Raw genomic sequence first — 23,918 nt, 5'->3', positions numbered from 1 at the left:
GGAGAATGGTCATGAAACTTTATCTTTCGAGCGCAGCGGCCGCGATCGTCCTGATGGGCGGTATCGGTGCGGCGCTGGCGGAAAATGTCGTCGTCGTCGAGCCGCAGCAGGAGACGGTCGTTCGCGAATATATCAAGAGGGAGCCGCTTGCGTCGGTGAACCTTCTGGGCGTCGAACTCAAGCTCGGCTCGTCGGTGCCGGATACGGTCGAACTGCGTGAGGTACCCGACGTCAGATATCGCGTCGCCGTTATCAATCACAAGACGGTCCTGGTCGATCCAGACACCCGTCAGATCGTCGAGGTGCTGCGCTGAATGATGGCATCGACACAAAGGTTTCCCGCGTCGGACCTGCCTTGGGAAAAAACCCGTCACGACTGCCAGTCGTGGCGGGCTCTATTTTTGAGGCCAGCCGTGGGTCGGGCGGGAGCATCGATCGCCTCGGCCTGCGTGATCGGCCGCATGCATTGGACTGGCAAAGTCGTCCGCCAGGGTGCAGGGTTGCAGTCGTGCGAAACGTTCGTAAGCCGGCATGTTGATGCCTCGAATGCGCGCCGGCCGGCCGAGATTTGAAAGCCCTTCGATGACCATCTCGCCCATCGAGACTATTCGCGATGACGCTCCGCGCATCCTGCTTCTGCTTGGCAGTGCGCCCGACGCGGTGCGTTGCGAGCCCTGGCCGAAGCAGGCGTTCAGCCGGATCGTCGCTATCAACAATGCCTGGCAGGTGCGCCCCGACTGGGATTTCCTCGTCCATGCCGGCGATTTCCCGTCGGAGCGGCTGCCCCACGACGCGACCTTGCGACAGGCTCAGATATTCAGCGCCACGCAATATGTTCCGGCGCAAAACGCCTTCGGCGGCTTCGTCTATGCCGGCGCCACGATGGCGCTGACCGCTGCATATTGGACCATTCACAGCCAGAAGCCCGATGTACTGGCATTCCTGGGCTGCGACATGATCTACGACCGGCCGGACAAGACGCATTTCTATGGTATCGGCCGTCCCGATCCGTTGCGCGATGACGTCACTTTGCGCAACCTCGAGGCCAAGTCGGCACGCTTGCTCGTTCAGGCGCTGAAACATGGCTGCCTGTGCATCAATCTGTCCGACCTGCCGCGCAGCCGGCTGGTCTTTCCCAGGCTCGCCTTCGACGAACTTGGCGGCCTTTCGCACGTCCGGATTGCCGAGATGAAAGCGGACATTCTTGGCAACATCCGGCTCGACAAGGCCGAAAAGGCCGAGGAGATCGAGAGGGACCTCGGCTATTTCTACGAAGACGGCATGTACTGGAACCATCTCGACGAGATCGACGAGACGTTTCTTGCCGACATCGACAGGCTGTGGATGTCGGCCGTCGAGTAGAGGCGGGCGGGTTGATCGGCCCGTTGTCCGCTAAGCTTACTCCGCCGCCAGCCTGTCCTGCGTCTTCGTCTCGAAATCGCTGGCGTCGTGGCGCTCGTGCAGTTGCACGGCAGGCTCGCCGAAGGCACGGTTGACCATGCGGCCGCGCTTGACCGCCGGGCGTGCGTCGATCGCCTGGGCCCAGCGCTGCACATTCTTGTACTCCTGCACGGACAGGAACTCGGCGGAATCATTGTACATGCGGCCGAGCGCCAGCCCGCCATACCAGGGCCACACCGCCATGTCGGCGATGCTGTAGTCCTTGCCGCCGAGATATTCCGTCTCGGCCAGCCGGCGGTCGAGCACGTCCATCTGACGCTTCACCTCCATCGAGAAGCGGTCGATGGCATATTCGAACTTTTCCGGCGCATAGGCGTAGAAATGGCCGAAGCCGCCGCCCAGATACGGCGCCGAGCCCATCTGCCAGAACAGCCACGACAGCACCTCGGCGCGGGCCGGCTGTTCGCTGGGAAGGAATTCGCCGAATTTTTCGGCGAGATAGACCAGGATCGATCCTGATTCGAAGACGCGCACCGGCGTCTTGCCGCTGCGGTCCATCAGAGCGGGAATCTTGGAGTTGGGATTGACCTCGACGAAGCCGCTGCCGAACTGGTCGCCATCGTTGATGCGGATCAGCCAGGCATCGTATTCGGCGCCCTTGTGGCCGCGTGCCAAAAGCTCCTCCAGCATGACGGTCACCTTGACGCCGTTCGGCGTCGCCAGCGAATAGAGCTGCAGCGGGTGCTTGCCGACGGGCAGTTCCTTGTCATGCGTCGGGCCGGCGATCGGCCGGTTGATGCTGGCAAAGGCGCCGCCACTCGGCTTGTTCCATGTCCATACTTTCGGCGGGGTGTAGTCAGTCATCTCGGGGCCTCGTGTTCGGGGGGCTTGTGGAAAGGATGGGCAGATCCATCTACAACTAGGGCTGCGGATCGGGAAGTTCAACTTGCGTTGAACTATTGGTTTATACCGGCGCCGCGGCGAGCTTCTCCTCCGCAAGGGGGAGCAGGTCAGCACTACACCCCCTTGCACCATCTCCCATGCGGCATAGGTATAAGAGACATCGCCTCGCCAGAGCATTGCACGCAGGACAAAAGCATGACCATCAATCCCAATCCGCGCTCCGTCGTTGCCGTGCGGGCCACCGTTCCCGAAGATGCCTTTACGGCCGGGGCGCTCGGCACGCTCAGGGAAGGCAGCGGCGTCGTCATTCGCAATGACGGTTTGGTGCTGACCATCGGCTATCTCATCACCGAGGCGGACGAAGTCTGGCTGACCAGCCATGACGGCCGCGTCGTTCCCGCGCATGCGCTGGCCTATGACCAGGAATCGGGCTTCGGCCTGGTGCAGGCGCTGGCGCCGCTCGGCCTGCCGGCCGTGGCGCTGGGCGATGCCGGCAAGGCCAGGATCGGCGACGCGGTCGTGCTGGCCGACGGTATCGGCCAGTCGGTGCAGGCCAAGATCGTCACCAAGCAGGAATTCGCCGGCTATTGGGAGTATCTGCTCGACGAGGCGATCTTCATCGCGCCGGCGCACCCGTCCTGGGGTGGTGCCGGGCTGTTCGGAGCCGACGGCTCGCTGCTCGGCATCGGTTCGTTGCGCCTGCAGATGAGCCGTAACGGTGAGGTCGCCGACATCAATATGGTGGTGCCGATCGATCTGTTGCCGCCGATTCTCGACGATCTGCTGACGCGCGGCCAGGTGGCCAAGCCGCCGCGCCCGTGGCTCGGCGCCTTGTCGGCCGAAAGCGATGGCAGAGTGGTCGTGATGAGCGTCACCGAAGGCGGTCCGGCAGCCAAGGCCGGCCTGCGCGAGGGCGACATCATCTCCGACATCCGCGACGGCGCGGTCGACGGGCTGGCCGATTTCTACCGCAAATTGTGGGAGAGCGGCTCGGCCGGTGCCGAAATCCCGATGCGGGTACTGCGCGACGGCCGCGAAACCTGGCTGCGCGTCAAGTCGGCCGACCGCGGCAGTTTTCTGAAAAAGCCGCAGTTGCAGTAGGCGCATCAGCCACGCGATGCATCCAAGACTGCTCAAGACCTTCCTGGCGGTGGCACGAAGCCGCAACATCAAGTGTGCCGCCGAAGGCCGATTGCATTGTTTCGCTCAGCGCACCAGCGGACTTTCCCAGACGACAAACAGCAGCGCTTTCAACTGGGCAAAGCGCTCTGGCCCGAGTTCGGTGCGCCACTCCTCCTCGATGTCGCGCAGGATATCGACCATCTTCCAGAAGGCGGCGTGGCCACGTTCGGTGGACCGCACCACGCGTGCGCTGCCGTCGCCGGGAATGTCGGAGCGGATGAGATAGCCGTAACCTTCGAGACTGCTGAGCAGCTGGTTGACGGCCTGCTTGCTCATGCCGGCACGCTCGGCGATGGTGCCAGGCCGCGCGCCGTCCGGGCCGGGAAACTGCAAAACCGCCATGTGCGGCAGGCGTAATTCGTCGAAGCCGGCGGCGTTGAGCTCCTTGATCAGCCGCCGCTGGATCGCCTGCGCCGGCACGCGCAGCAGGGCGCCGATCAGCAGGTTCTCGGTCTTGGTCTGCAGAACTTCCGTCGAGGTGGCCATTGACGATCCGGTAAATTGAGTTTACTGATATTTAGTAAATGTAATTTACCGGAGGGGCTTGCGCAATGTCGGTCATGAATCTTCGGGTCAATCCGGCCAATGAAATCATCGGCACCACGGGTCTGTCGGTTCGCTTCCTGGTGACGGGCGACAATTCGAACGGCAGCATTGCTGCCTTCGAGCTGATGGTGCCCGGCGCGCAGCGGCTGCCGGCGCCGGCGCACAGCCATGATCACTACGAAGAGACGATCTACGGCATCGATGGCGTGCTGACCTGGACCGTCGACGGCAAGCCGATCGCGGTCGGACCGGGACAGGCGCTGTGCATTCCGCGTGGCGCTGTCCACCGCTTCGATAACAATGGCAGCATGGATGCGAAGGCGCTGTGCGTCATCTCGCCCGCGGCGATCGGCCCGGACTATTTCCGCGAGGCCTTCGCGGTGTTAAACGCCGCCGCTGGCGGCCCGCCGGACAAGGTCAAAATGATGGACATCATGCGCCGACACGGGTTGACGCCGGCAGCGCCGCCACCGGCGTAAAGCGCTAACTTCCATGTTTGCAGGAAGAATGCCGTCGGCGGAACTGCCAATCTCCCTCCTTGTGGGGGAGATGTCCGGCAGGACAGAGGGGTGCGAAGGAATGCCGTACGCGCCCGACAGCTTGCTGACGGAAACTGACAGCAATTCATGCCACGATGCTGGCCAATGACGATAGGCGCGATGCTGGAGGCGGGACGATGAAAGCGATGGCACGGACGGCATCGAACGGGCAGGACGGCTGATGGCCCCGGTCAAGGTCGATCCCGACAAGGTCCGGGAGTTTCCGGATCCGGAAAGCTTCTACGCCTGGCTCGGCAAGCATCATGCCACGGAAACACAAGTGTGGATCAAGATCCACAAGGTGGGGTCGGGATTGAAGTCGATCACGCCCAAGGAAGCCATCGACGTGGTGTTGTGCTTCGGCTGGATCGACGCGGTGCGCAAGGGGCTGGATGAGAAGAGCTTCCTGCAGCGCTACACGCCGCGGGGCAGGAAGAGCATCTGGAGCAAGATCAACATCGACAATGTCACGCGGCTGGTCGCGGAGGGCCGCATGACCGAACATGGGCTCAAACAGGTCGAGGCGGCCAAGGCCGACGGACGCTGGGCGCGCGCCTATGGCAGCGGCAAGCAGATGAAAATCCCCGATGATCTGCAAGCGGCGATCGACGCTGAGCCGGCAGCGAAGGCATTGCTTGAAAAACTCAGCGCGCAGAACCGTTTCTCGCTCGCCTTCCGCACCCACAACATGAAGACCGAGGCTGGCCGCAAGAAGAAGATCGCGACTTTCGTCGACATGCTGAAGCGCGGCGAGACGATCTATCCGCAGAGTAGGAAGTGAGCCCCTCAGGCGCCCGGTCAGAGATCGCATCCGCATATGAATACGCACTCCAACAAAGTCGTCCTCGTCACCAGTGACGAGCGCGGATTTTCACGGCAGGCCGGCTTTCATCGATGTCAGGCGTTGCGTGAACCGCTTCAATATCTGAATCGTGAGATTGCTCTAACTGCTTGTTTTTGCGTGAGCCGTTGGCCCGCGTATCGCGCATCGGGCGAGAGAACGACATCGCCGGTGGACGAAGGACAGCACGGCGGCTACCTTTTCAAGAGCCGCGACGATCGAGCGGCAGGGCTGGTCGCTGGGAGTCGTTGCCGTTGAGAACAGTTGCTTCGTGGACGACGGCGCTGGTTCTCATTGTCGTCGTCGCGTGTGTCGGAGCCGGCGCCGCGCTTGCCCAGACTTCCCCCGACCTGGCCTCACCTCCCGACCCGTCATCGAAAGAGATATCGGTCGGGATAAAGAAGGCGCCGCCTTTCGCGTTCAAGCTGCAGGACGGCAGTTGGTCCGGATTGAGCATCGACCTCTGGCAGAAAATAGCCGCGCGGCTCAACCTTCGTTTCCGCTATATCGAGGTGCCTGCTGTACAGGACCAGATCGATGGCGTCGTCGGTGGTAAGTTCGATGCGGCGATGGCCGCGATCACGGTCACGGCCGACCGCGAAAAGGCCGTCGACTTCACGCAACCCTTTTTCTCGACCGGGCTCGGCATCGCGACACCGCTCAACAATCAACCGTCATGGCGGCCGGTGCTGCATGCGCTGACCTCGTTCGGCTTCCTGCAAGCGGTGCTGGCGCTGATCGTCATATCGGTCGTGGTCGGCGTCTTGATCTGGATGTTCGAACGCCGACACAATGACGATTTCGGCGGCGGCGTCGCCAAGGGCCTGTTTTCCAGCATGTGGTGGTCGACCATCGCCGCGACACAGGCCAGCACGGGCGACTTCGGTCCGCGAACCGTGCCGGGACGCGTGCTGGCCGCGCTCTGGATGATCGGATCGATCATTGCGATCGCAGTGTTCACCGCGGGCGTCACATCGGTGCTGACGGTAACGCAGATGGAAGGACTGGTGCAGGGCGAGAGCGACCTTGCCGCGGTCAGGGTCGGCGCGGTGCAGAGTTCGTCGACGGCGTCCTATCTGGATTCGACCCAGATACGCCATCAGGATTTTGCCTCTGTCAAGGAAGGCCTCGATGCGCTTCGCGCCGGCAAGATCGATGCGCTGGTCCACGACAAGCCGCTGCTTGGCTGGCTGGTGGGGCAGAACTACGCAACGAGCCTGCAGGTTCTCGACGCGACCTTCGACCAGCAGCAATATGCCATTGCGCTGCCGCTCGGCAGCCCGTTGCGCAAGTCTCTGGATGTCGCCTTGCTGCAGACTATCGAAAGCGACTGGTGGAAGCAGGCCGTTTTCCAGTATCTGGGCGAGAAGTAGCCAGGCGGGAACCGGGGCGAGGCGCACAAAAAAAGACCGCCCTCGCTTTCTGCGAGTGGCGGCCTTGGGAGGAAGTCCGAGCAATTCCAGGAAAAGTGTGAAGCGGTTTTCCGTCCGGAATTGCGTCAAAACAAAAGCTCGATCGAACCGCCTTGGCGTGCTTGACGGCAGATATTACTGGTTCAGGTCGACCGGCGTCACTCCAAGCAGCTTCAGGGCGTTGGCCAATGTCCTGATACCCTGTGCCTGTTTGCGCTCGGCACAAAACCGGTTCGCCTTGTCCTGGAGCGCGGTTGCCTCGGCGATCTCCCTGGCATTGGCACCAGGATCGGCTTCGTTTGAATGGCCCCGTCGAGTTGAAGACCGAGCCGGCTGCAATATTCGCTCCGGGTAACCGCGGCTTCCGCACCCGACTGTGCGACCGCAAGCACGGCGAGCGAAATGCCTGTCAGGGCACCCATCCATCCGGTCGAACGTTGTTGCATGTTTCGGGACCATCCCTTTGCGTTGTGCCGCGGCCAGCTTCGGCCGCCGCGGGGATGGTTATGACAGGCGATGTTTTCGCGAGTTTTTCCGCAGTGTTGAATCTTGTTTCTGGAGTGTGTCTGGGGGAGCGTCTTCACCCTCCCCCTTGTGGGGAGGGTCGCTCCGCGCAGCGGAGCGGGGTGGGGGGTCTTTTGCAGCGCCGCGCCCCCACCCCGTCCCACCGACCTTGCTTCGCAACGCCGGTGCGCCGACCCTCCCCACAAGGGGGAGGGTGAAGCGCTGCGGCGCTTGCGCCTCTTCCTTTGCGGCCATCCTTCGCGTAAGGCGCCGGGCAAATCCTTTTGTCGCAGGCATTCTTCCGGAAACCGCATGATCAGACTTGAAAGCATCAGCAAGCAGAACGGCCGTCAGCTTGTCTTCGTCGAGGCGTCGGCGGCCCTGCAGAAGGGCGAGAAGGTCGGCCTCGTCGGCCCCAATGGTGCCGGCAAGACGACGCTGTTTCGCATGATCACCGGGCAGGAGCAGCCCGACGAGGGCCAGGTGCAGGTCGATCGCGGCGTCACCATCGGCTATTTCAGCCAGGATGTCGGCGACATGGAAGGCCACAGCGCTGTCGCCGAAGTGATGAATGGCGCCGGGCCGGTGAGCGAAGTCGCAGCTGAAATGGCAGCGCTCGAGGCAGCCATGGCCGATCCCGACCAGGCCGACCAGATGGACGAGATCATCGAGAAATATGGCGAGGCGCAGCACCGCTTCGAGGAACTCGACGGCTATGCGCTGGATGGCCGCGCCCGCGAAGTGCTCGATGGTCTCGGCTTCTCCCAGGAGATGATGGATGGCGATGTCGGCAAGCTGTCGGGCGGTTGGAAGATGCGCGTGGCGCTGGCCCGCATTCTTCTGATGCGGCCCGATGCGATGCTGCTCGACGAGCCGAGCAACCATCTCGACCTGGAAAGCCTGATCTGGCTCGAATCCTTCCTGAAGAACTACGACGGCGGCCTCTTGATGACCTCGCACGATCGCGAGTTCATGAGCCGCATCGTCAACAAGGTGGTGGAGATCGATGGCGGTTCGCTGACCGCCTATTCCGGCAATTACGAATTCTACCAGCAGCAGCGGGCGATCGCCGACAAGCAGCAGCAGGCGCAGTTCGAGCGCCAGCAGGCGATGCTGGCCAAGGAGATCGCCTTCATCGAGCGCTTCAAGGCGCGCGCCTCGCATGCCGCGCAGGTGCAGAGCCGGGTGAAGAAGCTGGACAAGATCGACCGCGTCGAGCCGCCCAAGCGCCGCCAGACCGTGTCGTTCGATTTCCTGCCGGCGCCGCGCTGCGGCGAGGACGTGGTCACGTTGAAGAACGTCCACAAGGGCTATGGCAGCCGCTCCATCTATGAGGGGCTCGACTTCCAGGTCCGCCGCCGCGAGCGCTGGTGCATCATGGGCGTCAACGGCGCCGGCAAGTCGACGCTGCTGAAACTGGTCGCCGGTGCTTCCGAGCCCGACAACGGTACGGTCGCGCGGGGGCCTAGTGTGAAAATGGGCTATTTCGCCCAACATGCCATGGAAGTGCTGGAAGGCGAGCGCACCGTGTTCCAGACGCTGGAGGACGCGTTCCCGCAAGCCGGCCAGGCGCCGCTCAGAGCGCTCGCCGGCTGCTTCGGCTTTTCCGGCGACGAGATCGAAAAGAAATGCCGCGTGCTGTCAGGTGGCGAGAAGGCGCGGCTGGTGATGGCACTGATGCTGTTCGATCCGCCCAACCTTTTGGTGCTGGACGAGCCGACCAACCATCTCGACATCGCCACCAAGGAGATGCTGATCACCGCGCTGTCGCAGTATGAAGGCACCATGCTGTTCGTCTCGCACGATCGGCATTTTCTGGCGGCACTGTCGAACCGCGTGCTGGAGCTGACGCCCGAAGGCATCCACACCTATGGCGGCGGCTATACGGAATATGTCGAGAGGACGGGGCAGGAGGCGCCTGGGCTGCGAAGCTAGGGAGACGGCGGTTATTTGTGGGAAGAAGGGTTCTGTGTGCTCTTCACAATGCCTAGGAAAGGCTTCGGGATGAGAATTGCAATGTCCGTCGCATTGGCCGCGACCATGGCGGGATGCGCGACCTCTCCGGTCGACTATGGGACGTCGCTTTCGCAGCAAGACCAGAAATGGGCATCGCCGGAATGCCAACAAGCCCGCATGGCTGCTTCGAACTACGAGGCTCGCGAGAAAGAGCATCCGGGATGGGGTTTCGGCGTCTTGCTTGGCCCGTACTCAATGGGACTCGTTGCAGCCATCAAGGAGCATGAGCAGAAGCAACGAAAGCTGTTTGCCCGCGAGGTGCACCTGCAATGCTCGAGCCTCCCGCTGCCGAAGGAGTTGCAGGGCGATCTAAACCCTGGGGTGCCTCCAACGAAGTATCCATAGCCCTGCGGCGCCTAAGGCGCCGGGGCTGCGAAGCGGCTTGAGTGATGGAGAGCCGCCGTTGGGCCTAAGCAGTCATGGCCCTGGTCGTCTTCACGCTCGCCCGCACCTGCTTCGGCCGCCTGCTCTACGCCGTCGGCGACAATGAACGCGCAACGCGCCTCTCCGGCGTGGCGGAGCAGGATGCGGTGCTGGTCGGCCAGGCGGAGCTGTTGCGGTCGATCTTGGGCGGCAGGCGCGAGATCGAGGAGGGAATTGCCACGATCACGGCAACGTTGCGGGAGAGTGGGGGGCCACATATGCACTACGGCCGGCAAACTAAGTGGCAACATGCCGAATCTCGGCGTGCGCCGCCAGAACTTCAGCAAATCGCCGTACCCCAAAGCGGCCATAGTTTGCAGCTAATGTCGAACAGAGCTTCCAACGTTCGACATCCTGAGTCGTTTGACTCCGAATTATGTTTGATCTGACGTAGGCACGGGGCCTGCAGAGGAAGATATCTCCTGACACCACGTGGTCACGAAGTGCGTCGGACAGCTCATAACGGGCACGGATCATAGTGTATAGTGCCACGGTTTCAGGATCGCTCAGCTTGCGTGCCGTCCAGCAGTCGTTAATGATATTGAGGCAAAGTGGTTCTTGGCGGATGGAACCGTAGTCCCGCGCCGAGGCAGCGGCGAAAGAAGGTTAGATGGCCAAACACACGACCGTTCACAAACTCCGACCGGAAAGTGGGAATGGCAAAGCGACCCACGATACCCTGACGGCGCTTATCGAAGAGGCTCATCGCCAAAGCAAGCGCGACACCGGACGAACTTTGGTGCGCGAGCAGTCGCCACCGCGTTTCTACGGCGGAGGTTCCAGCATGCTACCGGAAAGTCTTCAGCCGCTGTTACGTGAGATTTCGCCAGCGCGACGGTTGGAGCAGCTCGTCCTCAGGAATGAGATCCTACGAGAAATTCAGGAACTGATAAATGAGGTCCGTCAGACCGCGCTGTTGCGTTCGCATTCGCTTGAGCCACGCCATACGATAATGTTGGTGGGCCCCCCGGGTACTGGGAAAACTAGCCTCGCCGAGGCAGTCGCAACAGAACTCGCGCTTCCGTTTTTCACTGTTCGCTACGACGGCTTGGTTGGTAGCTACTTGGGAGAGACGGCCTCAAGACTTCAGTTGGTCGTCGAGTACGCAGCCCGGACGCCCTGTGTACTCTTCTTTGACGAGTTCGACAGCGTTGGGAAGGAACGAGCTGATGCCCACGAAACCGGGGAGATTAAGCGGGTTGTCAGCTCTTTGCTTCTGAATATGGACGCACTGCCGAGCAGTTGCATCGTGATCTGTGCGACCAATCATCCCGAGCTTCTCGACAGGGCCGTCTGGCGCAGATTCGAGATACGCCTAGCGCTTCCAAAGCCGGGCGCGGCCGAACTCCGGGAGTGGTATTTGAAGACGGAAAACGCGCTTGGTGAACTAGGTATAGCCGCCGAGAGTTTCGTAAAAATATTTCAAGGTGAGACATTCTCGGAAATAGAGACTGTAACACTCGACGCTCGCAGAAAAGTTGTGCTATCTCATGGGAAGTTGAGGCCGGGCGATGCGTTCGCCCAAGCCCTCGACAGATGGAATAGACGTCGAGACGTTGGGGGGGCTCAGTCGGGTGGCGCAGAGGCCAATAGTAAGAATAAGCAGAGAGCCAGCAAGACTAAATCGCATCAAGGGTCAGCGGGCGAGATTTCCGAAGGCGATCTCTTGGGGAGAGCAAGCAAAGCGTCATGATGCCAAATTCGATGAGATAGAAGATGGCGTTGCACGGATCCTGAACGGAGCGGATCTTTCAACTTCTCCCGATGAAGTAACACCTGACCGCGCCCTCGTTTTCGAAATTATCGGTCCTCTGTCGAACGTGGCGAAGTTTGTAGCGGCGGCACGCCGGGCCGGGTTTGAATGGCTCGGCGAAGACTTCGATGACGATTCCAACGACGAAGAAGAAGAGGAAGAAGCAGACGAGCCTTCCCCTGATAGCGGACAGAGCATGCTCTATGTCACCATGCCTACCATCCGTGGTCTTCAGAAGGTTCTCTCCCTCTGGAAGCAGTATTCCACCAACCAAGCAAAACCTGGCGCCGATGACGGCGAGTGGTGGCCTCTTTTTGGATACTTGAGCGACGTCAGGACATGGTCGGCGAAAGATCGGGTCGATCCTACGCTCTCTCGATATGTCGACCGTATGATGCGAAAATTTCCCGACCGGCCGATCCGGTTGGAACTGGATCTATGGTTTCGAAGCGACCCCAGCTTGAGAGCTGCGGCGCGCGAATACGTTGTCGGACTTATGTCATTGGTTGGAGGAACCGTCCTCGACTTCGTCACGATCCCGGAAATTTTGTATCAGGCGGCTTTGGTAGAACTACCAAACGAGCAGGCGCTTCGCCTCGGCTCATTCCAGGGTCCGCTATCCACCGCCGACCGTATTATGCGCGTCCGACCGCAGTCGCTATATAGCAGTGAGGCGGAGGATGCCGCATTCTCAGTCTTGGATCATCATGAGCCTCAGTCTGCGCCTGACACAAGACACCCAGTGGTAGCGTTACTCGACGGTTATCCAGTCGAAAACCATTCACTTTTGAGGAATAGGCTTCGGGTGAGCGAAGTGGACGTTCATGCTGTTGACGTCCCTGTGTCTAGACGCAGACACGGCACTGCGATGGCGTCTCTGATTGTCCATGGCGATTTGGGTGATGACACCGTTCCCATCGACAGGATACTTCAAGTGGTGCCGATCCTAGGCGCCCCACAAAACCTCGCCGAAGAATGCACACCACAGGATCGGCTTCCGCTCGGCCTCGTTTACCGTGCAGTCATGACGTTGGTCGAAGGCTCTAATGGCGTAGAGCCGGTTGCGGAAAACGTCGTCGTTATCAACCATTCAATTTGTGATCGTGAAGCGCCGTTCGGTCAGCGCGCGACCTATTGGGCGAAGTTGCTCGACCATCTTAGCCATCGCTTCCGGCTGCTTTTCATCGTGAGCGCTGGAAACAACTCGGAGCCTTTCGCGGTCGATGCTTACGCCGACTGCAATGCATTGGAGACAGCTGATCCAGTGCAGCGGCAGATCGCTCTTCTCGATGCTCTCAACCGAAGCCGAGGAAGCAGGATAATGCTCAGTCCCGCAGAGACCCTGAACGGGCTTACTGTGGGTGCGGTTCACGGGGATAGTTCCGCCGGAACGCCCGCTGGCCTCGTAGATCCTTTTGACACGATATCGGGCGTAACAAACCTGGCGTCCAGCGTCGGTCTGGGACTTAATAGAGCGGTGAAACCCGACTTTGTCGAACTCGGCGGGCGGCAGCTGATACGTTCGGAAGACGACTCAAGCTTCGTATCGGCTTGGGCAATTGAACACCCGGACGTCGGCCAACTCACTGCTGCGCCTGGGGTGGGTGTCTCCCAAAACCTGGTCAGGCGCAGTACGGGGACCAGCAACGCCGCAGCTCTCACCACACGAACAGCCACGCGGCTAGTGGACGTATTAGAGAACCTCTTCGCCGAGAGTAACGAACGATGGCTAGAAGCCAAAACGCGCGCGGTCGTTTTGAAGGCGCTGCTCGCTCACGGCTGCACATGGGGCGGCGCGGGCGATATATTATACCAACTATACGCTGGCGGTGCGCTGCGAAAGAAAGAAGCTATTAGCAGCGTACTAGGATTTGGTCGTCCCGATCATTCGAGAATCTTCACCGCTCTGGGGAGCCGCGTTACTCTGCTCGCCGACGACATAATTTCCCCCGATTCGCTTCACGAGTACCGAATTCCCATTCCCCGCGCGATGGTTAACAACCGCGAGGTTCGACGTGTCGTGGTCACACTTGCTTGGAGCAGTCCGATTGATCCGATAACGCGACGTTATCGGGGTGTTCGTCTCGAGGTTGTGGATGGTGATGGCAAACGGGATTTCTGGAAAGGAGTCAAACGTACACTGTCACCGGATGGCCGTGCCGCCCGACGCGGTACGCTCCAACATCTTGTCTTCGAAGGCAAAAACCTGGTTCGACCAGGCAGTTTGGGAGACATCTTCCTAGGAGTTCAGGCAATGGCGGAAATGACGCCCTTTGCCGCAGCTGAAGTGCCCTATGGCCTTGCGGTGACACTTGAGATGGGTCAACCCGTTAGGACAGATCTCTTTACAGATGTGGAGGCGCGCGTGAGAGCTAAGCGCGTCGACATTACCCAACGAGTGCCAACCCGGGTAAGGACCTAAGGTGCCAGACGACAGAAACAGCATCGGCTACAAAAGCCGTGCGACGATCAAGGCGTACCTCCAAGACATTGGAGACGATGAAGCCGTGGAAGAGCTGTTCCCCAGCGGAGGAGTCGGACAAGGTCTGTCCGATATATGGGGAAATCAGGTCTGGGCACATACCGGAATGGTGTGCGGCTTCCTGCCCCCTGAAACAGGCGATCAGCTGGCGCAAATTCAGAGTGCGTTCTCGCTAGAACCTGACCAAACCCTAAGAAACTCAAGGGTTAAGCTTACGCTGGAGAAGTTCTGGGTTCACAGGTACCCGGGCAGCGGCGCTCACCAGATACTTTGTGAGTTCACCGGGAAAAATCAGCTCCAGAATGAGCCGGAAGAACTGCGCTTTGCGCTGACCACGGAAGCCAAGAATGGAGCAAGCGCAGCTATCAGTGGTTCTCCCATCTTCCTTGGTGTGTCGGTCGGTCAAAACGGGATCGCGTTTGAAGGAAAGACGATCAACGTTATTAGCAAGGGGGACGAAACCATTCTTAACGCGATCGGGAGCGGTCCTTTTAAAGAAGGCCTAGGCCTCTTAACTAAGGCCCAACCGGCTCTCAAGCCATTCGTTAGCCTAACCTCTAGCGTGGTACAATCTATATTAAATCGCAGCAAGAACAAACAGGTGTTCCACTTTAAGCTGGGGCTTGACTTCGCGAAGAGCCAAACTTCAGCGCCGCTCCGACATGGATCATTCATTGTCGTCCAAGCAGACTCTTCGCAGTGGGATTGGAATGCTTTGGCTTGGAACACGAACTCTGGGCAAGTCGTCGAAAAGGTCACAAAAGGACCGATTTCGTTCAACTATATCGTTTTCAGGGTGTCTGCCTATACTTAGCTCACCCCCCAGCCAGCCTCGGCAGCAGGAAAATCTCCGCCCCCTCTGGCAATTCCTTCGACCAGGTATCGCGGTAGATCGTCCCGTCGATGGCGACGGCGATGCCTTTGTCGATCAAGGGCTCGAGGCCGGGATACTGTTCAGCCAGCTTCCTGAACAGCTCCCTTATGTCCTTGGCCTCGATCTCGACCTTGCTCTTGCCTCCGGCGACAGCACCCAGCGATCCCCAGAGCGTCACTTCGACCATCAGCCCGCCCGTTCCTCCAGCGCCGCCAGGATGCGCGGCGGCGACATCGGGATATGCGTCATCCGCACGCCGACCGCATTCGACACCGCATTGGCGATCGCAGCCAGCGGCGGCACGATCGAGGTCTCGCCGACGCCGCGCACCCCGTATGGGTGGTTGGGGTTGGGGATTTCGAGGATCTGCGTGTCGATCATCGGCAGATCCGAGCAGACCGGGATGCGATAGTCGAGGAAGCCGGGGTTCTGGAGCCGCCCGTCCTTGCCGTAGATATACTCCTCGTTGAGCGCCCAGCCGATGCCTTGCGCGGCACCGCCCTGGTACTGTCCCTCGACATAGGTCGGGTGCACCGCCTTGCCGGCATCTTGCACGACCGTGTAGCGCAGCACCCTTGTGGCGCCGGTCTCGGGATCGACCTCGATATCACAGATATGGGTGGCGAAAGAGACGCCCGCGCCGTCGGCGACGAGTTCGCTGTGGCCGGCGATCGGTCCGCCGGTCTTGCCCGACTCCACCGCGATCTCCTTCAGCGACAGCTTGCCGAGATTGCCATGCTTCTCGCCCTTGGCAATCGCGTGGCCCTTTTCCCAGACCACGTCGTCGACGGAAATATCCCACATCTGCGCGGCGCGTTCCCGCAGGATCTTGATCGCGTTGCGGGCGGCCGAGATCGTCGCCATGGAGGACGAGAAGGTGCCGCGGCTGCCGTCCGTCATGTCGTTGTAGCCGAGGCTGGAGGTATCGGCGACGATCGCCTTGACCTGGCTATAGTCGATGCCGAGTTCTTCCGCCGCCACCAGCGACAGCGACGCGCGGGAACCACCCACATCGACCGTTCCGACGGCAAGCGAGACGGAGCCGTCCATGCCGATGTTGAGGTCGGTGCAGGTCTGGCCGCCGAAGTTGAACCAGAAGCCGCAAGCCATGCCGCGGCCCTGGTTCTTGCCCAGCGGCGCCTTCATGTGCGGATGGCTCTTCACCGCCTCGAGCGTCGGGCCAATGCCGATCGGGCCGTAGACCGGGCCGTAGGATGATCTGGTGCCTTCCTGGGCGGCGTTCCTGATCCGGAACGCGACTGGGTCCATGCCGACCTCCTTGGCCAGCTCGTCGATCGCGCTTTCCACCGCAAACGCCGCCATGGGCGCCGACGGCGCGCGATATGCAGCGGTCTTCGGCCGATTGACCAGCACTTCGTAGCCGACTGTCTTGACGTTCTCGAGCTTGTAGCAGGCAAACGCGGTCATGGCGCCGATCTCGGCCCACATGCCGGCATAGGGGCCGCAGGAATAGCGCAGCGTCGCCTCGGCGGCGGTGATCGTGCCGTCCTTGCGGGCGCCGATCCTGACATCGATCGATGTGGCGCTTGTCGGCCCGGAGGCGCGGAACACCTCATCGCGCGTCATCACCAGCTTGACCGGACGTCCGGCCTTGCGCGACAGCGCCAGTGCGACCGGCTCGGCCCAGACATGGGTCTTGCCGCCGAAACCGCCGCCGATCTCCGAGGAGGTGACGCGCAGCTTGGAAGCTTCCATGCCGAGCAACTGCGCACAGTGCTGGCGATAGACGAAATGGCCCTGCGTGCAGACCCAAAGGTCGGCGGTGCCATCCGAGCTGACATTGGCCACGCAGGCATGCGGCTCGATATAGCCCTGGTGCGTCTGCCCGGTTTTGAACGAGCGCTCGACGACGAAATCAGCCTCCCCGAAACCCGCCCCGACATCGCCATGACCGAACTGGCTGCGCTTGGAGATATTGGACGGCTTGACGGGCTTTTCCTCCAGGCCCTCGGTGAAGATCGTGTCGTTGATCAGCGGTGCCGTGTGCTTCGCCGCCTCGTCGACATCGGTGACATGCGGCAGAATCTCGTAGTCGACCTCGATCAGCTTCAGCGCCTGCCTGGCCGTGCGGGCATCCACGGCCGCGACCGCGGCCACAGCATGGCCGTCATAGAGCGCCTTCTTGCGCGCCATGCAGTTGTCGAGGATGTCGTACATGGCGGAATCGCCATTTGTGAGGTCGGGCAGGTCGGCCGCGGTGATCACCGCCTTCACGCCGGGAAGCTTCTCTGCCTTCGACGTGTCGATCTTGCGGATCGTCGCATGAGCGTGCGGGCTTCTGAGGACGCGCCCGACCAACTGGCCGGCCATGTTGAAGTCGGCACCGTAGCGGGCGCGGCCCGTCACCTTGTCGACGCCGTCGGGGCGGATCGGACGTGTGCCGACCGATGCGAAGTTGCGGGCCGAATAACGCGGATCGAAATTCATGGTCAGGCTCCCTTCATCACGCTGGCGGCGTCCTGGACGGCGCGCACGATCTTGTCGTAGCCGGTGCAGCGGCAGAGGTTGCCGGCGAGGCCGAAGCGGATTTCCTCCTCGGTCGGGTCGGGGTTCTTGGCCAGAAGGTCCTTCGCCGCAATCAGGAAGCCGGGCGTGCAGATGCCGCATTGGAGTGCTGCGTGCTCGAGGAACTTCTGCTGCAGCGGATGCAATTTGTCGCCATGCGCCATGCCCTCGATGGTCTCGACGCGCCGGCCTTCAGCCTCCGCGCCGAGCACCAGGCATGAGCACACCAGCCTGTTGTCGAGGATGATGCTGCAGGCGCCGCAGTCGCCGGTGCCGCAGCCTTCCTTGGCGCCCGTCAGCCCCAGGCGATCGCGCAGGACGTCGAGCAGCGTCTCGTCCGGCTGGCAAAGGTACTCGACGCTGTCGCCGTTGATCGTCGTTGAAACCGCAACTCCAGCCATCATTTGCCTCCTGCACGTGCGTAGGCGGTCGTGGCGGCCCGCTTGGCCAGCACGCCCGCAACCTTTCTTCTGAATTCGATGGTGCCGCGCTTGTCGTCGATGGGACGGCAGGCCCCCGAGCAGACCTTGGCGAGCCGTTCCAGCGTCGCTTCGTCCAGCTTGGAGCCGATGAGAACCTCCGCGGCCTCTTCGACCAGAAGCACCGTCGCCGCCACGGCGCCCAGCGCGACGCGGGCCGATTTCACGACACCGTGCTCATCGAGCGTCAGGTTCACGCCGGCGCTGACCACCGCGATATCCATCTCGGTGCGTGGAATGAAACGCAGATAGGCATCACCCGAACGCGGCGCGCGCTTGTCGAGCAGGATCGCCTCGATGATCTCGCCTTTGGCCAGGGACGTCTTGCCCGGCGCGGTCGGCACGCTCTGCACGGGAATCGTGCGCCTGCCCGCCGGCCCGACGACCGATGCCCTGGCGCCGGCCGCCACGAGAGCCGGCACACTGTCGGCAGCCGGCGAGGCGTTGCAGAGGTTGCCGGTAATTGTGCAGCGTCCCTGTACCTGTTTCGAGCCGATCAGCTTGGCCGCTTCGACGACGCCAGGCCATGCCTTCTTCAGGGCAGCGCTCTCTCCCAGGACGGCGCAGGGGACCGCGGCACCGATGCTGAAGCCTTCAGGCGTTTCCCGGATCTCGCTCAGGCCGTCGATCGCCTTGATGTCGACGATCAGGTCGGGTTCGACAAAACCGCCCTTCATCCTGACCAGGAGGTCGCTGCCTCCCGCGAGGATGGCGGCCGTGCCAGCCGCACCGGCCAATTGGCCAACGGCATCTTCGATTGAAAGCGGACGTATGTAGCGCATCGTCTCCCCTTGGTTATCGCAATCTCAGCGACCGTTATAAACAGTCTCCTCATAATGGCTATCCGGTTCCTCATCTGCGGCGATTGGGCCAGAGGGCGCAAATAGACCGAACTGGCGTGCGTCCTGGGTGGCCGGAACCGGCTTCGAGGTGATTTTCGGGAAACTTCGGCTATGGATCAAGTACGCTCATTCGCCTATGTCCGTCCTTGGACCCGGAACGGCCTGTATCAGCCGGTCGATGCGGCAGTGTTAACCGCCAATTGCGCGTCAAAGGCACGTTTGTAGGCGGGCCGCGCCTCGCCGCGGGCGACATAGGCGGAGAGGTTCGGATAGTCGTCCAGCATACCCGACGCTTTCAACCTGAGCAGCACCGACACCATCATCAGGTCGCCGGCGCTGAACGCGCCATCGAGCCAGTCGGCATCGCCGAGGCGACGGGAAAGTTGGCCCAGCCGGTTACGGACGCGATCCTGGACGAGAGGCATGCGTTGCGCGGACCAGGGCTTGTCGCTCTCAAAGAGCCAGGCGGTTCCGAATTCAAGGATCGGCGGCTCCATCGTGCTGAGCGCGGCGAACATCCATGTAATCGCGCGCGCCCGGGCATTCGCATCGTCCGGCAACAGGCCCGCATGGCGCTCCGCAATATGGAGCACGATGGCCCCCGTCTCGAACAAGCCGAGATCGCCTTCCTCATAAGTCGGAATCTGCCCGAAAGGATGAAGCGCCAGATGTGCGGGCTCCTTCATCGCGCTGAACGAAACGAGACGAACCTCGTAGGGTTGGCCCACTTCTTCCAGCGCCCAGCGAACGCGCGTATCACGCGCCAGTCCCTTGCCTCCATCGGGCGACCGTTCGAAGGCTGTGATGGTGGCGGTCATTGGAAGGCTCCGGGTGAAGGGTTGGATATCCAGTTTCTGCTTTGCATCCAAAGGACGAACGACCGTCGTGGCTCCCGACACCCTACCTCGTTTTCTTTGGCCACGGGATTTCGCGCTCCGAACCTATTCTGGTTTGCCGAACCATCGCGAAGCGGCCTGAGCAGCTTCCTCGGGGCTTGGGTCAGCGTCAGCAGCCCAGGCGACGAAGCCATCCGGGCGTATGAGCACAGCACTCAAGCCCAGCCGCTCCTTGGCATCGCCCGCGACAGGCGATCCGTCCTCTCCAGCGGCGCGTAAGCGCCTGAAGGGCTGTGGCCGACCAGTGGATGGCCGCCGCCAAGATCGTGGCGAAGAGAAACGCCCCACACGCGCTCGGCGAAGTCTGCGCGGCTACGCGTCCCTGGCCGGATTTTCGAGATCGGATTGATCGCGAAAGCCGCTGGCGGCACTCAGCCCTATCTGGCCGGCGGCCAGCTGCAAAAGCTGCACGCGCGAGGCGACCTCCAATTTACGATAGATGTTGTTCATATGGATTTTCAGCGTGCCTTTCGAGATGCCGATGTCGAACGCGATGCGTTCGTACGGCGTGTCCGCGGCAACCAGTCGGGCGATCTCCATTTCTCGCCTGGTCAGCCGCGACGACAGTTTCTGCCATTGGATCCGGCGGGACGCCTCGTTCTGCACGGCCTTGCCGACAATCTCGGCCGGCAGCCAGCGGCCACCCGCAGCGACCTGGTGGAGACATCTGAGCATTGCCTCGACGGCGGTCTCCTTGAACACGATTCCGGCAACGCCAATCGCGACCGCGTCGTAGAGCTGGGCTTGCGAGGCGCCGACCGTCAAAAGCACGCAAAGCGTCGCAAGGCCCTGCCTGCCGATTTCGGCGGCGATGTCGAGACCGCTCAGCCCCGGCATGCTGATGTCGAGCACGGCAACATCCGGCACGTCGCGCCGGATCATCGCCATGGCGACGGTGCCGTCCTGCGCCGAACCGACCACCCGGAAACCGGGATCGCGGGCAATTAGGTCGGTCAGGCCGTGCAGCAGCAGCGGATGGTCGTCTGCGACGAAAACCGAGGTGACCATCTTCAACTCGCCAGCTGCCGGCCTTTGGCGCCACGGCCCCATGGCGGAAAATTGCCATCGATGGGTGGCGGCCTGCGCCCGTGCTCGGTCATGGCGTCTTCTCCCTTTGCGTGTCTCCACGACGCGCCAGTGACTGCTTCTTGCCGGAAGCGGGCATCGAAACCCGGTCCGCATCCCCCGAAGCGTGAGGCCATGCTGACAGAAGCAGCGTGGCCGCGCAAAACATTAGCAGTTGCTTAGTTAATCCCGAAGCAGCCCCTCTAGCAAGACGCGCGACGTCGGATTGAAAGAAGGCGTCGCTGCGGAGCGCTGATGCTGGTCTTCATCTTGAAAAAACTGCCGCCCTCGTCAGGAAAAATTTACAATTCGGCTGGTGAAACTCAATTTCTGAAAATAATTTAGCCGGCATCGCGATATTATTCTTGCAGGGAAGAAGCATTTTTTTCGAAATTAACGCTGCCTTGCTGTCTATAACCCGGGATATATGGACGGGTGCATTGCAACCTGCGAAATATGGTTTGGGAAATATTAACGTCTGGGCGATCGTTGGGGATCGTGTAGGGGTTGGGGGCTAGGTGTGGGCGTAGCAGTCAGTCCGACGACGGGCCAGTTCCGTCATCCGGGAAGAGCTGTGTCCGGCGAATGGGAGGCAGTCTCTCCGCCGGTTCTTTTCCTGTTCAAAGCTTTTGTCACGAAACGATTGCTCGCCGGCCTGGCCGCGTTCTGCGGACAGCCGAACGCCCTGCGCCGGCGTCGCAATCAGGTTGAGGTAGACGGTGGCGGCTTGACTGCCGACCGTACAACAAAGTGGAGGAAGTAACATGGTGATCGATATCGGCGATGATGCCCTTCTCGAGGCAACGACCGTAGGATCGGGGACCGGCAACTACGATTCCTTCCTGCGGCTGCAGGCAACAAATGTCGAAGAGGGCTTCAATACCGACGAGAACGGCAATGTGCTCGACAACAAAGCCTCTTTCACGCACAGCCTGCAATATGGCGACCTGGTTCCGATCATCGTCGATGGCGTCGAATACATCGAATTCCGGCTGGACCTCAACGAAAGCAACAACGCGACGAGCGGCGAGATCACGCTGACCGACCTGAAGGTCTATCTTTCCGGCTCCGGGGCCACCCTTGCCGACTACACCGCGGGGTTTGCCGGTTTCGACACGGTCTACTCACTCGACACCTCGCATCTGCTGATCGATGCCAACCACGGATCGGGAACGGACGATTACCGTGTGCTGATCCCCGTCAGTTCCTTCACGGACGCCGGCGTCACCGCCGATTCCTATGTGACGTTGTTTTCGGGCTTCTCGGGATCAAACGGCGGTTTCGAGGAGTGGCGCACCACGACGACGTCCGGCACTGGCACCGATACCCCGGGAATCGGCATCGACAAGATCACGATCGACGACGCGGCATCGGGCGACGGCCTGACGGTGCTCGCCGGCGATGCGATCAGCTGGCAATACACTGTGAGCAACACTGGCAACGTCGCTTTGTCGAACATCGTCGTAACCGACGACCAGGGCGTGGTTGTGGCGCCGGTGCTTGGCGACGCCACTCACAACGTCGGCGATACCAACCTTGACGGCAAACTCGACACCAACGAGACATGGACTTTCATAGGCAGCGGCACGGCCATCACAGGCGACTACGCCAACATCGGCTCCGTGTCCGGCACGGCAGGGGCGGTCACGGTCTCCGACACCGACGGCTCCAGCTATTTCGGCGCCGATGCGAAGATTAGCATCGACAAGGTGACGGTCGACGGCGCGACATCCGGCGACGGCCTGACCATTTTGGCTGGCGAGGCGATCTCCTGGAAATACACTGTGACCAATGGCGGCAACGTCGCGCTTTCGGGTATCGACGTGACCGACGACCAGGGCGTGGTCGTCACGGCGGATCTGAGCGGCGGCTTCAATGTCGGCGACACCAACCAGGACAACAAGCTCGACACCGACGAGGCGTGGAGCTTCACAGGCACCGGCGTGGCGGGCATCGGCGCTTACAGCAATATCGGCACGGCCTCCGGCTCGTTCACCGATGATGCCGGCCACACTGCCACCCCCGATGACACCGACGGCTCCAGCTACTTCGGTGCCAATCCGCATATCACGCTCGACAAGAAGACCAACGGCGTCGATCACGGCCTCAACATCTTCCAGGGGCAGGCAGTGACCTGGACCTATGATGTCAAGAACGACGGAAACGTCGCGCTCGCCAACGTCGTCGTCAAGGACGACAATGGTACGGTCGGAACCGGCGACGATTTCAATGCTGCGGCGATAACCAGCGGCGGCTTCAATACCGGCGACATCAACCACAATGGCCTGCTCGATACGGACGAGACCTGGCATTTCAAGGCGACCAGCATCGCGCAGCTCGGCAGCTACGTCAACATTGCGACGGCCACCACCGATGCCTTTACCGACACGGCCGGACATTCTCTCACGCCGCTCGCCACCGACAGCAGCGACTATGAGGGCTTCTCGAACAAAGCGCTCACGCAAGGGTTCTGGGGCAGCCACACGGACGCCTGGGACAATATTGCCAACAATGAAGGCAATCCGACCAAGAGCGCGGTCGCCAGCGGCGTCCTGTCGAGCCTTGACGTCAACCCGAGCGTCGACAATCCGGCTACTGCCATCGACGAGAGCAAATATCTGCTGCTTGGGGATACAGACCACAACGGCATAGCCGACGATGCCCATGACCTGTGGATTTCAATCGCCTTGGCGAAATCCATAGAATCGAGCCCGACCGGCGGCGATGCGCGCGTGATCATGCTGCAGCAGGCGATCGCCACCCAGCTCAACATCAACAACGGCGTCGCTCAACCCGACAACCTGATCGACGAGGCGGTGATGTGGCTGAAGGGACAGGGCGCCTGGGCGGGGCTCGGCGTCAATGTCGACGCAAACAATGACGGCTTCGTCGATCAGAACGGCAACGCGCTGGCGGGGACCGCGGTCAAGACAAACACGATTGCCTGGACCAAATATGTCGATGTCACCGACGCGAGCACCGGCATCACCGACTGGAACGGCGGCAAGGAGGCCGATGGCGAGGGCCTGAAGAACGCGCTGATGTGGTTCAACCAGGATCAACTGGTGACATCCGGGTCGGGTGGCCATGTAGCCTGGTTCGACGGAACCAACATCATCGACGAGCATCCCAATACCCTCGATCAATTCTGGCTTACGCTGCATGAAGTGGGGGGCCTGACGGGCATCGCCTGAGGCAGGCGCCCGGCCTTTCGGCCGCGTGCCTTGCCGCAGC

Annotated in this window: 20 protein-coding genes and 3 pseudogenes; 13 read left to right on the top strand and 10 right to left on the bottom strand. The window is 61.3% G+C overall.

From position 1 onward, the window contains the following. The first annotated feature begins 11 nt into the window (after positions 1–11). Both NKI73_RS09160 and NKI73_RS09155 read left to right on the top strand, forming a co-directional pair. The gene (locus NKI73_RS09160; protein ID WP_352628727.1) at positions 12–314 is read left to right on the top strand and encodes a DUF1236 domain-containing protein; all 303 of its coding nucleotides are present in this window, start codon (positions 12–14) and stop codon (positions 312–314) included. 268 nt (positions 315–582) lie between these two features. Further along, positions 583–1,362: a hypothetical protein gene (locus NKI73_RS09155; protein ID WP_352628725.1), complete on the top strand. Its 780-nt coding sequence runs from the start codon at positions 583–585 to the stop codon at positions 1,360–1,362. A gap of 36 nt (positions 1,363–1,398) precedes the next feature. On the opposite strand, the gene yghU is transcribed toward NKI73_RS09155, so the two are convergent. Then, positions 1,399–2,265 carry a glutathione-dependent disulfide-bond oxidoreductase gene (gene yghU, locus NKI73_RS09150; protein WP_352628723.1) on the bottom strand — a complete coding sequence of 289 codons (867 nt, stop codon included), beginning with the start codon at positions 2,263–2,265 and terminating at the stop codon, positions 1,399–1,401. 234 nt (positions 2,266–2,499) lie between these two features. On the opposite strand from yghU, the gene NKI73_RS09145 reads away from it, so the two are divergent. Then, positions 2,500–3,405, top strand: a complete 906-nt coding sequence (locus tag NKI73_RS09145) for a S1C family serine protease (protein ID WP_352628721.1) — start codon at positions 2,500–2,502, stop codon at positions 3,403–3,405. A 105-nt stretch (positions 3,406–3,510) separates the two neighbouring features. On the opposite strand, the gene NKI73_RS09140 is transcribed toward NKI73_RS09145, so the two are convergent. Beyond that, a complete protein-coding gene (locus NKI73_RS09140; RefSeq protein WP_352628719.1) occupies positions 3,511–3,972 on the bottom strand; it encodes a MarR family winged helix-turn-helix transcriptional regulator in 462 nt (153 codons plus the stop codon). A gap of 65 nt (positions 3,973–4,037) precedes the next feature. Between NKI73_RS09140 and NKI73_RS09135 the strand changes: the two genes are divergently transcribed. The 3 genes from NKI73_RS09135 (at position 4,038) to NKI73_RS09125 (ending at position 6,785) form a co-directional block, all read left to right on the top strand. After that, a complete protein-coding gene (locus NKI73_RS09135; protein ID WP_352628717.1) occupies positions 4,038–4,511 on the top strand; it encodes a cupin domain-containing protein in 474 nt (157 codons plus the stop codon). Between the two features lie 241 nt (positions 4,512–4,752). Further along, positions 4,753–5,352, top strand: a complete 600-nt coding sequence (locus NKI73_RS09130; RefSeq protein ID WP_352628715.1) for a YdeI/OmpD-associated family protein — start codon at positions 4,753–4,755, stop codon at positions 5,350–5,352. Positions 5,353–5,666: 314 nt separating this feature from the next. After that, positions 5,667–6,785: a transporter substrate-binding domain-containing protein gene (locus NKI73_RS09125; RefSeq protein WP_352628713.1), complete on the top strand. Its 1,119-nt coding sequence runs from the start codon at positions 5,667–5,669 to the stop codon at positions 6,783–6,785. 174 nt (positions 6,786–6,959) lie between these two features. Here NKI73_RS09125 and NKI73_RS09120 read toward each other — a convergent pair. After that, positions 6,960–7,270, bottom strand: a pseudogene (locus tag NKI73_RS09120) (hypothetical protein). 370 nt (positions 7,271–7,640) lie between these two features. Here NKI73_RS09120 and abc-f point away from each other — a divergent pair. The 6 genes and pseudogenes from abc-f to NKI73_RS09090 all read left to right on the top strand — a co-directional run bounded on the left by abc-f (position 7,641) and on the right by NKI73_RS09090 (position 14,816). Beyond that, positions 7,641–9,263: a ribosomal protection-like ABC-F family protein gene (abc-f, locus tag NKI73_RS09115; RefSeq protein ID WP_352628711.1), complete on the top strand. Its 1,623-nt coding sequence runs from the start codon at positions 7,641–7,643 to the stop codon at positions 9,261–9,263. Positions 9,264–9,332: 69 nt separating this feature from the next. Beyond that, a complete protein-coding gene (locus tag NKI73_RS09110; RefSeq protein ID WP_352628709.1) occupies positions 9,333–9,689 on the top strand; it encodes a hypothetical protein in 357 nt (118 codons plus the stop codon). Between the two features lie 77 nt (positions 9,690–9,766). Further along, positions 9,767–9,863: pseudogene (locus tag NKI73_RS09105) on the top strand (ABC transporter permease); the annotation flags it as partial. Positions 9,864–10,605: 742 nt separating this feature from the next. Further along, the gene (locus NKI73_RS09100) at positions 10,606–11,460 is read left to right on the top strand and encodes an AAA family ATPase (RefSeq protein WP_352628707.1); all 855 of its coding nucleotides are present in this window, start codon (positions 10,606–10,608) and stop codon (positions 11,458–11,460) included. Further along, the gene (locus NKI73_RS09095; protein WP_352628705.1) at positions 11,342–13,942 is read left to right on the top strand and encodes a S8 family serine peptidase; all 2,601 of its coding nucleotides are present in this window, start codon (positions 11,342–11,344) and stop codon (positions 13,940–13,942) included. Before NKI73_RS09100 ends, NKI73_RS09095 begins: the two co-directional genes overlap by 119 nt. 1 nt (position 13,943) lies before the next feature. Further along, entirely contained in the window at positions 13,944–14,816 is an 873-nt protein-coding gene (locus NKI73_RS09090) for a hypothetical protein (protein ID WP_352628703.1), read from the top strand. A gap of 1 nt (position 14,817) precedes the next feature. On the opposite strand, the gene NKI73_RS09085 is transcribed toward NKI73_RS09090, so the two are convergent. The 7 genes and pseudogenes from NKI73_RS09085 to NKI73_RS09055 form a co-directional block, all read right to left on the bottom strand. After that, positions 14,818–15,063, bottom strand: coding sequence for a MoaD/ThiS family protein (locus NKI73_RS09085; RefSeq protein WP_352628701.1), 246 nt, complete (start codon positions 15,061–15,063; stop codon positions 14,818–14,820). After that, positions 15,063–17,324 carry a xanthine dehydrogenase family protein molybdopterin-binding subunit gene (locus tag NKI73_RS09080; protein WP_352628699.1) on the bottom strand — a complete coding sequence of 754 codons (2,262 nt, stop codon included), beginning with the start codon at positions 17,322–17,324 and terminating at the stop codon, positions 15,063–15,065. Before NKI73_RS09080 ends, NKI73_RS09085 begins: the two co-directional genes overlap by 1 nt. 2 nt (positions 17,325–17,326) lie before the next feature. Then, positions 17,327–17,803 (bottom strand): (2Fe-2S)-binding protein, encoded by a 477-nt coding sequence (locus NKI73_RS09075; RefSeq protein WP_031260466.1) that lies wholly within the window; start codon positions 17,801–17,803, stop codon positions 17,327–17,329. Then, positions 17,803–18,663, bottom strand: coding sequence for an FAD binding domain-containing protein (locus NKI73_RS09070; RefSeq protein ID WP_352628697.1), 861 nt, complete (start codon positions 18,661–18,663; stop codon positions 17,803–17,805). The genes NKI73_RS09075 and NKI73_RS09070 overlap by 1 nt, the downstream gene beginning before the upstream one ends. A 227-nt stretch (positions 18,664–18,890) precedes the next feature. Then, a complete protein-coding gene (locus NKI73_RS09065) occupies positions 18,891–19,541 on the bottom strand; it encodes a glutathione S-transferase family protein (protein WP_352628695.1) in 651 nt (216 codons plus the stop codon). 123 nt (positions 19,542–19,664) lie between these two features. Next, a pseudogene (locus tag NKI73_RS33620) lies at positions 19,665–19,921 on the bottom strand (aromatic-ring hydroxylase C-terminal domain-containing protein); the annotation flags it as partial. Positions 19,922–19,931: 10 nt separating this feature from the next. Continuing rightward, positions 19,932–20,627: a response regulator gene (locus NKI73_RS09055; RefSeq protein ID WP_352628693.1), complete on the bottom strand. Its 696-nt coding sequence runs from the start codon at positions 20,625–20,627 to the stop codon at positions 19,932–19,934. 821 nt (positions 20,628–21,448) lie between these two features. On the opposite strand from NKI73_RS09055, the gene NKI73_RS09050 reads away from it, so the two are divergent. Further along, complete coding sequence (locus NKI73_RS09050) at positions 21,449–23,878, top strand: CLIPPER-2 domain-containing protein (RefSeq protein WP_352628691.1); 2,430 nt, start codon at positions 21,449–21,451, stop codon at positions 23,876–23,878. Positions 23,879–23,918 lie beyond the last annotated feature (40 nt).

It is taken from the genome of Mesorhizobium sp. M0496, from assembly GCF_040321205.1.
In the GTDB taxonomy this organism is placed as follows: domain Bacteria; phylum Pseudomonadota; class Alphaproteobacteria; order Rhizobiales; family Rhizobiaceae; genus Mesorhizobium.
The sequence above is the reverse complement of the archived record's forward strand: the minus strand, read 5'-3'. Positions and strand labels throughout refer to the sequence as shown.

Coding starts and splice junctions, on each gene's coding strand:
- NKI73_RS09155 (WP_352628725.1), top strand. CDS start 583: ATGACCATCTCGCCCATCGAGACTATTCGCGATGACGCTCCGCGCATC.
- NKI73_RS09140 (WP_352628719.1), bottom strand. CDS start 3,972: ATGGCCACCTCGACGGAAGTTCTGCAGACCAAGACCGAGAACCTGCTG.
- NKI73_RS09065 (WP_352628695.1), bottom strand. CDS start 19,541: ATGACCGCCACCATCACAGCCTTCGAACGGTCGCCCGATGGAGGCAAG.
- yghU (WP_352628723.1), bottom strand. CDS start 2,265: ATGACTGACTACACCCCGCCGAAAGTATGGACATGGAACAAGCCGAGT.
- NKI73_RS09130 (WP_352628715.1), top strand. CDS start 4,753: ATGGCCCCGGTCAAGGTCGATCCCGACAAGGTCCGGGAGTTTCCGGAT.
- NKI73_RS09080 (WP_352628699.1), bottom strand. CDS start 17,324: ATGAATTTCGATCCGCGTTATTCGGCCCGCAACTTCGCATCGGTCGGC.
- NKI73_RS09110 (WP_352628709.1), top strand. CDS start 9,333: ATGAGAATTGCAATGTCCGTCGCATTGGCCGCGACCATGGCGGGATGC.
- NKI73_RS09050 (WP_352628691.1), top strand. CDS start 21,449: ATGGTGATCGATATCGGCGATGATGCCCTTCTCGAGGCAACGACCGTA.
- NKI73_RS09085 (WP_352628701.1), bottom strand. CDS start 15,063: ATGGTCGAAGTGACGCTCTGGGGATCGCTGGGTGCTGTCGCCGGAGGC.
- abc-f (WP_352628711.1), top strand. CDS start 7,641: ATGATCAGACTTGAAAGCATCAGCAAGCAGAACGGCCGTCAGCTTGTC.
- NKI73_RS09070 (WP_352628697.1), bottom strand. CDS start 18,663: ATGCGCTACATACGTCCGCTTTCAATCGAAGATGCCGTTGGCCAATTG.
- NKI73_RS09160 (WP_352628727.1), top strand. CDS start 12: ATGAAACTTTATCTTTCGAGCGCAGCGGCCGCGATCGTCCTGATGGGC.
- NKI73_RS09145 (WP_352628721.1), top strand. CDS start 2,500: ATGACCATCAATCCCAATCCGCGCTCCGTCGTTGCCGTGCGGGCCACC.
- NKI73_RS09135 (WP_352628717.1), top strand. CDS start 4,038: ATGTCGGTCATGAATCTTCGGGTCAATCCGGCCAATGAAATCATCGGC.
- NKI73_RS09075 (WP_031260466.1), bottom strand. CDS start 17,803: ATGGCTGGAGTTGCGGTTTCAACGACGATCAACGGCGACAGCGTCGAG.
- NKI73_RS09055 (WP_352628693.1), bottom strand. CDS start 20,627: ATGGTCACCTCGGTTTTCGTCGCAGACGACCATCCGCTGCTGCTGCAC.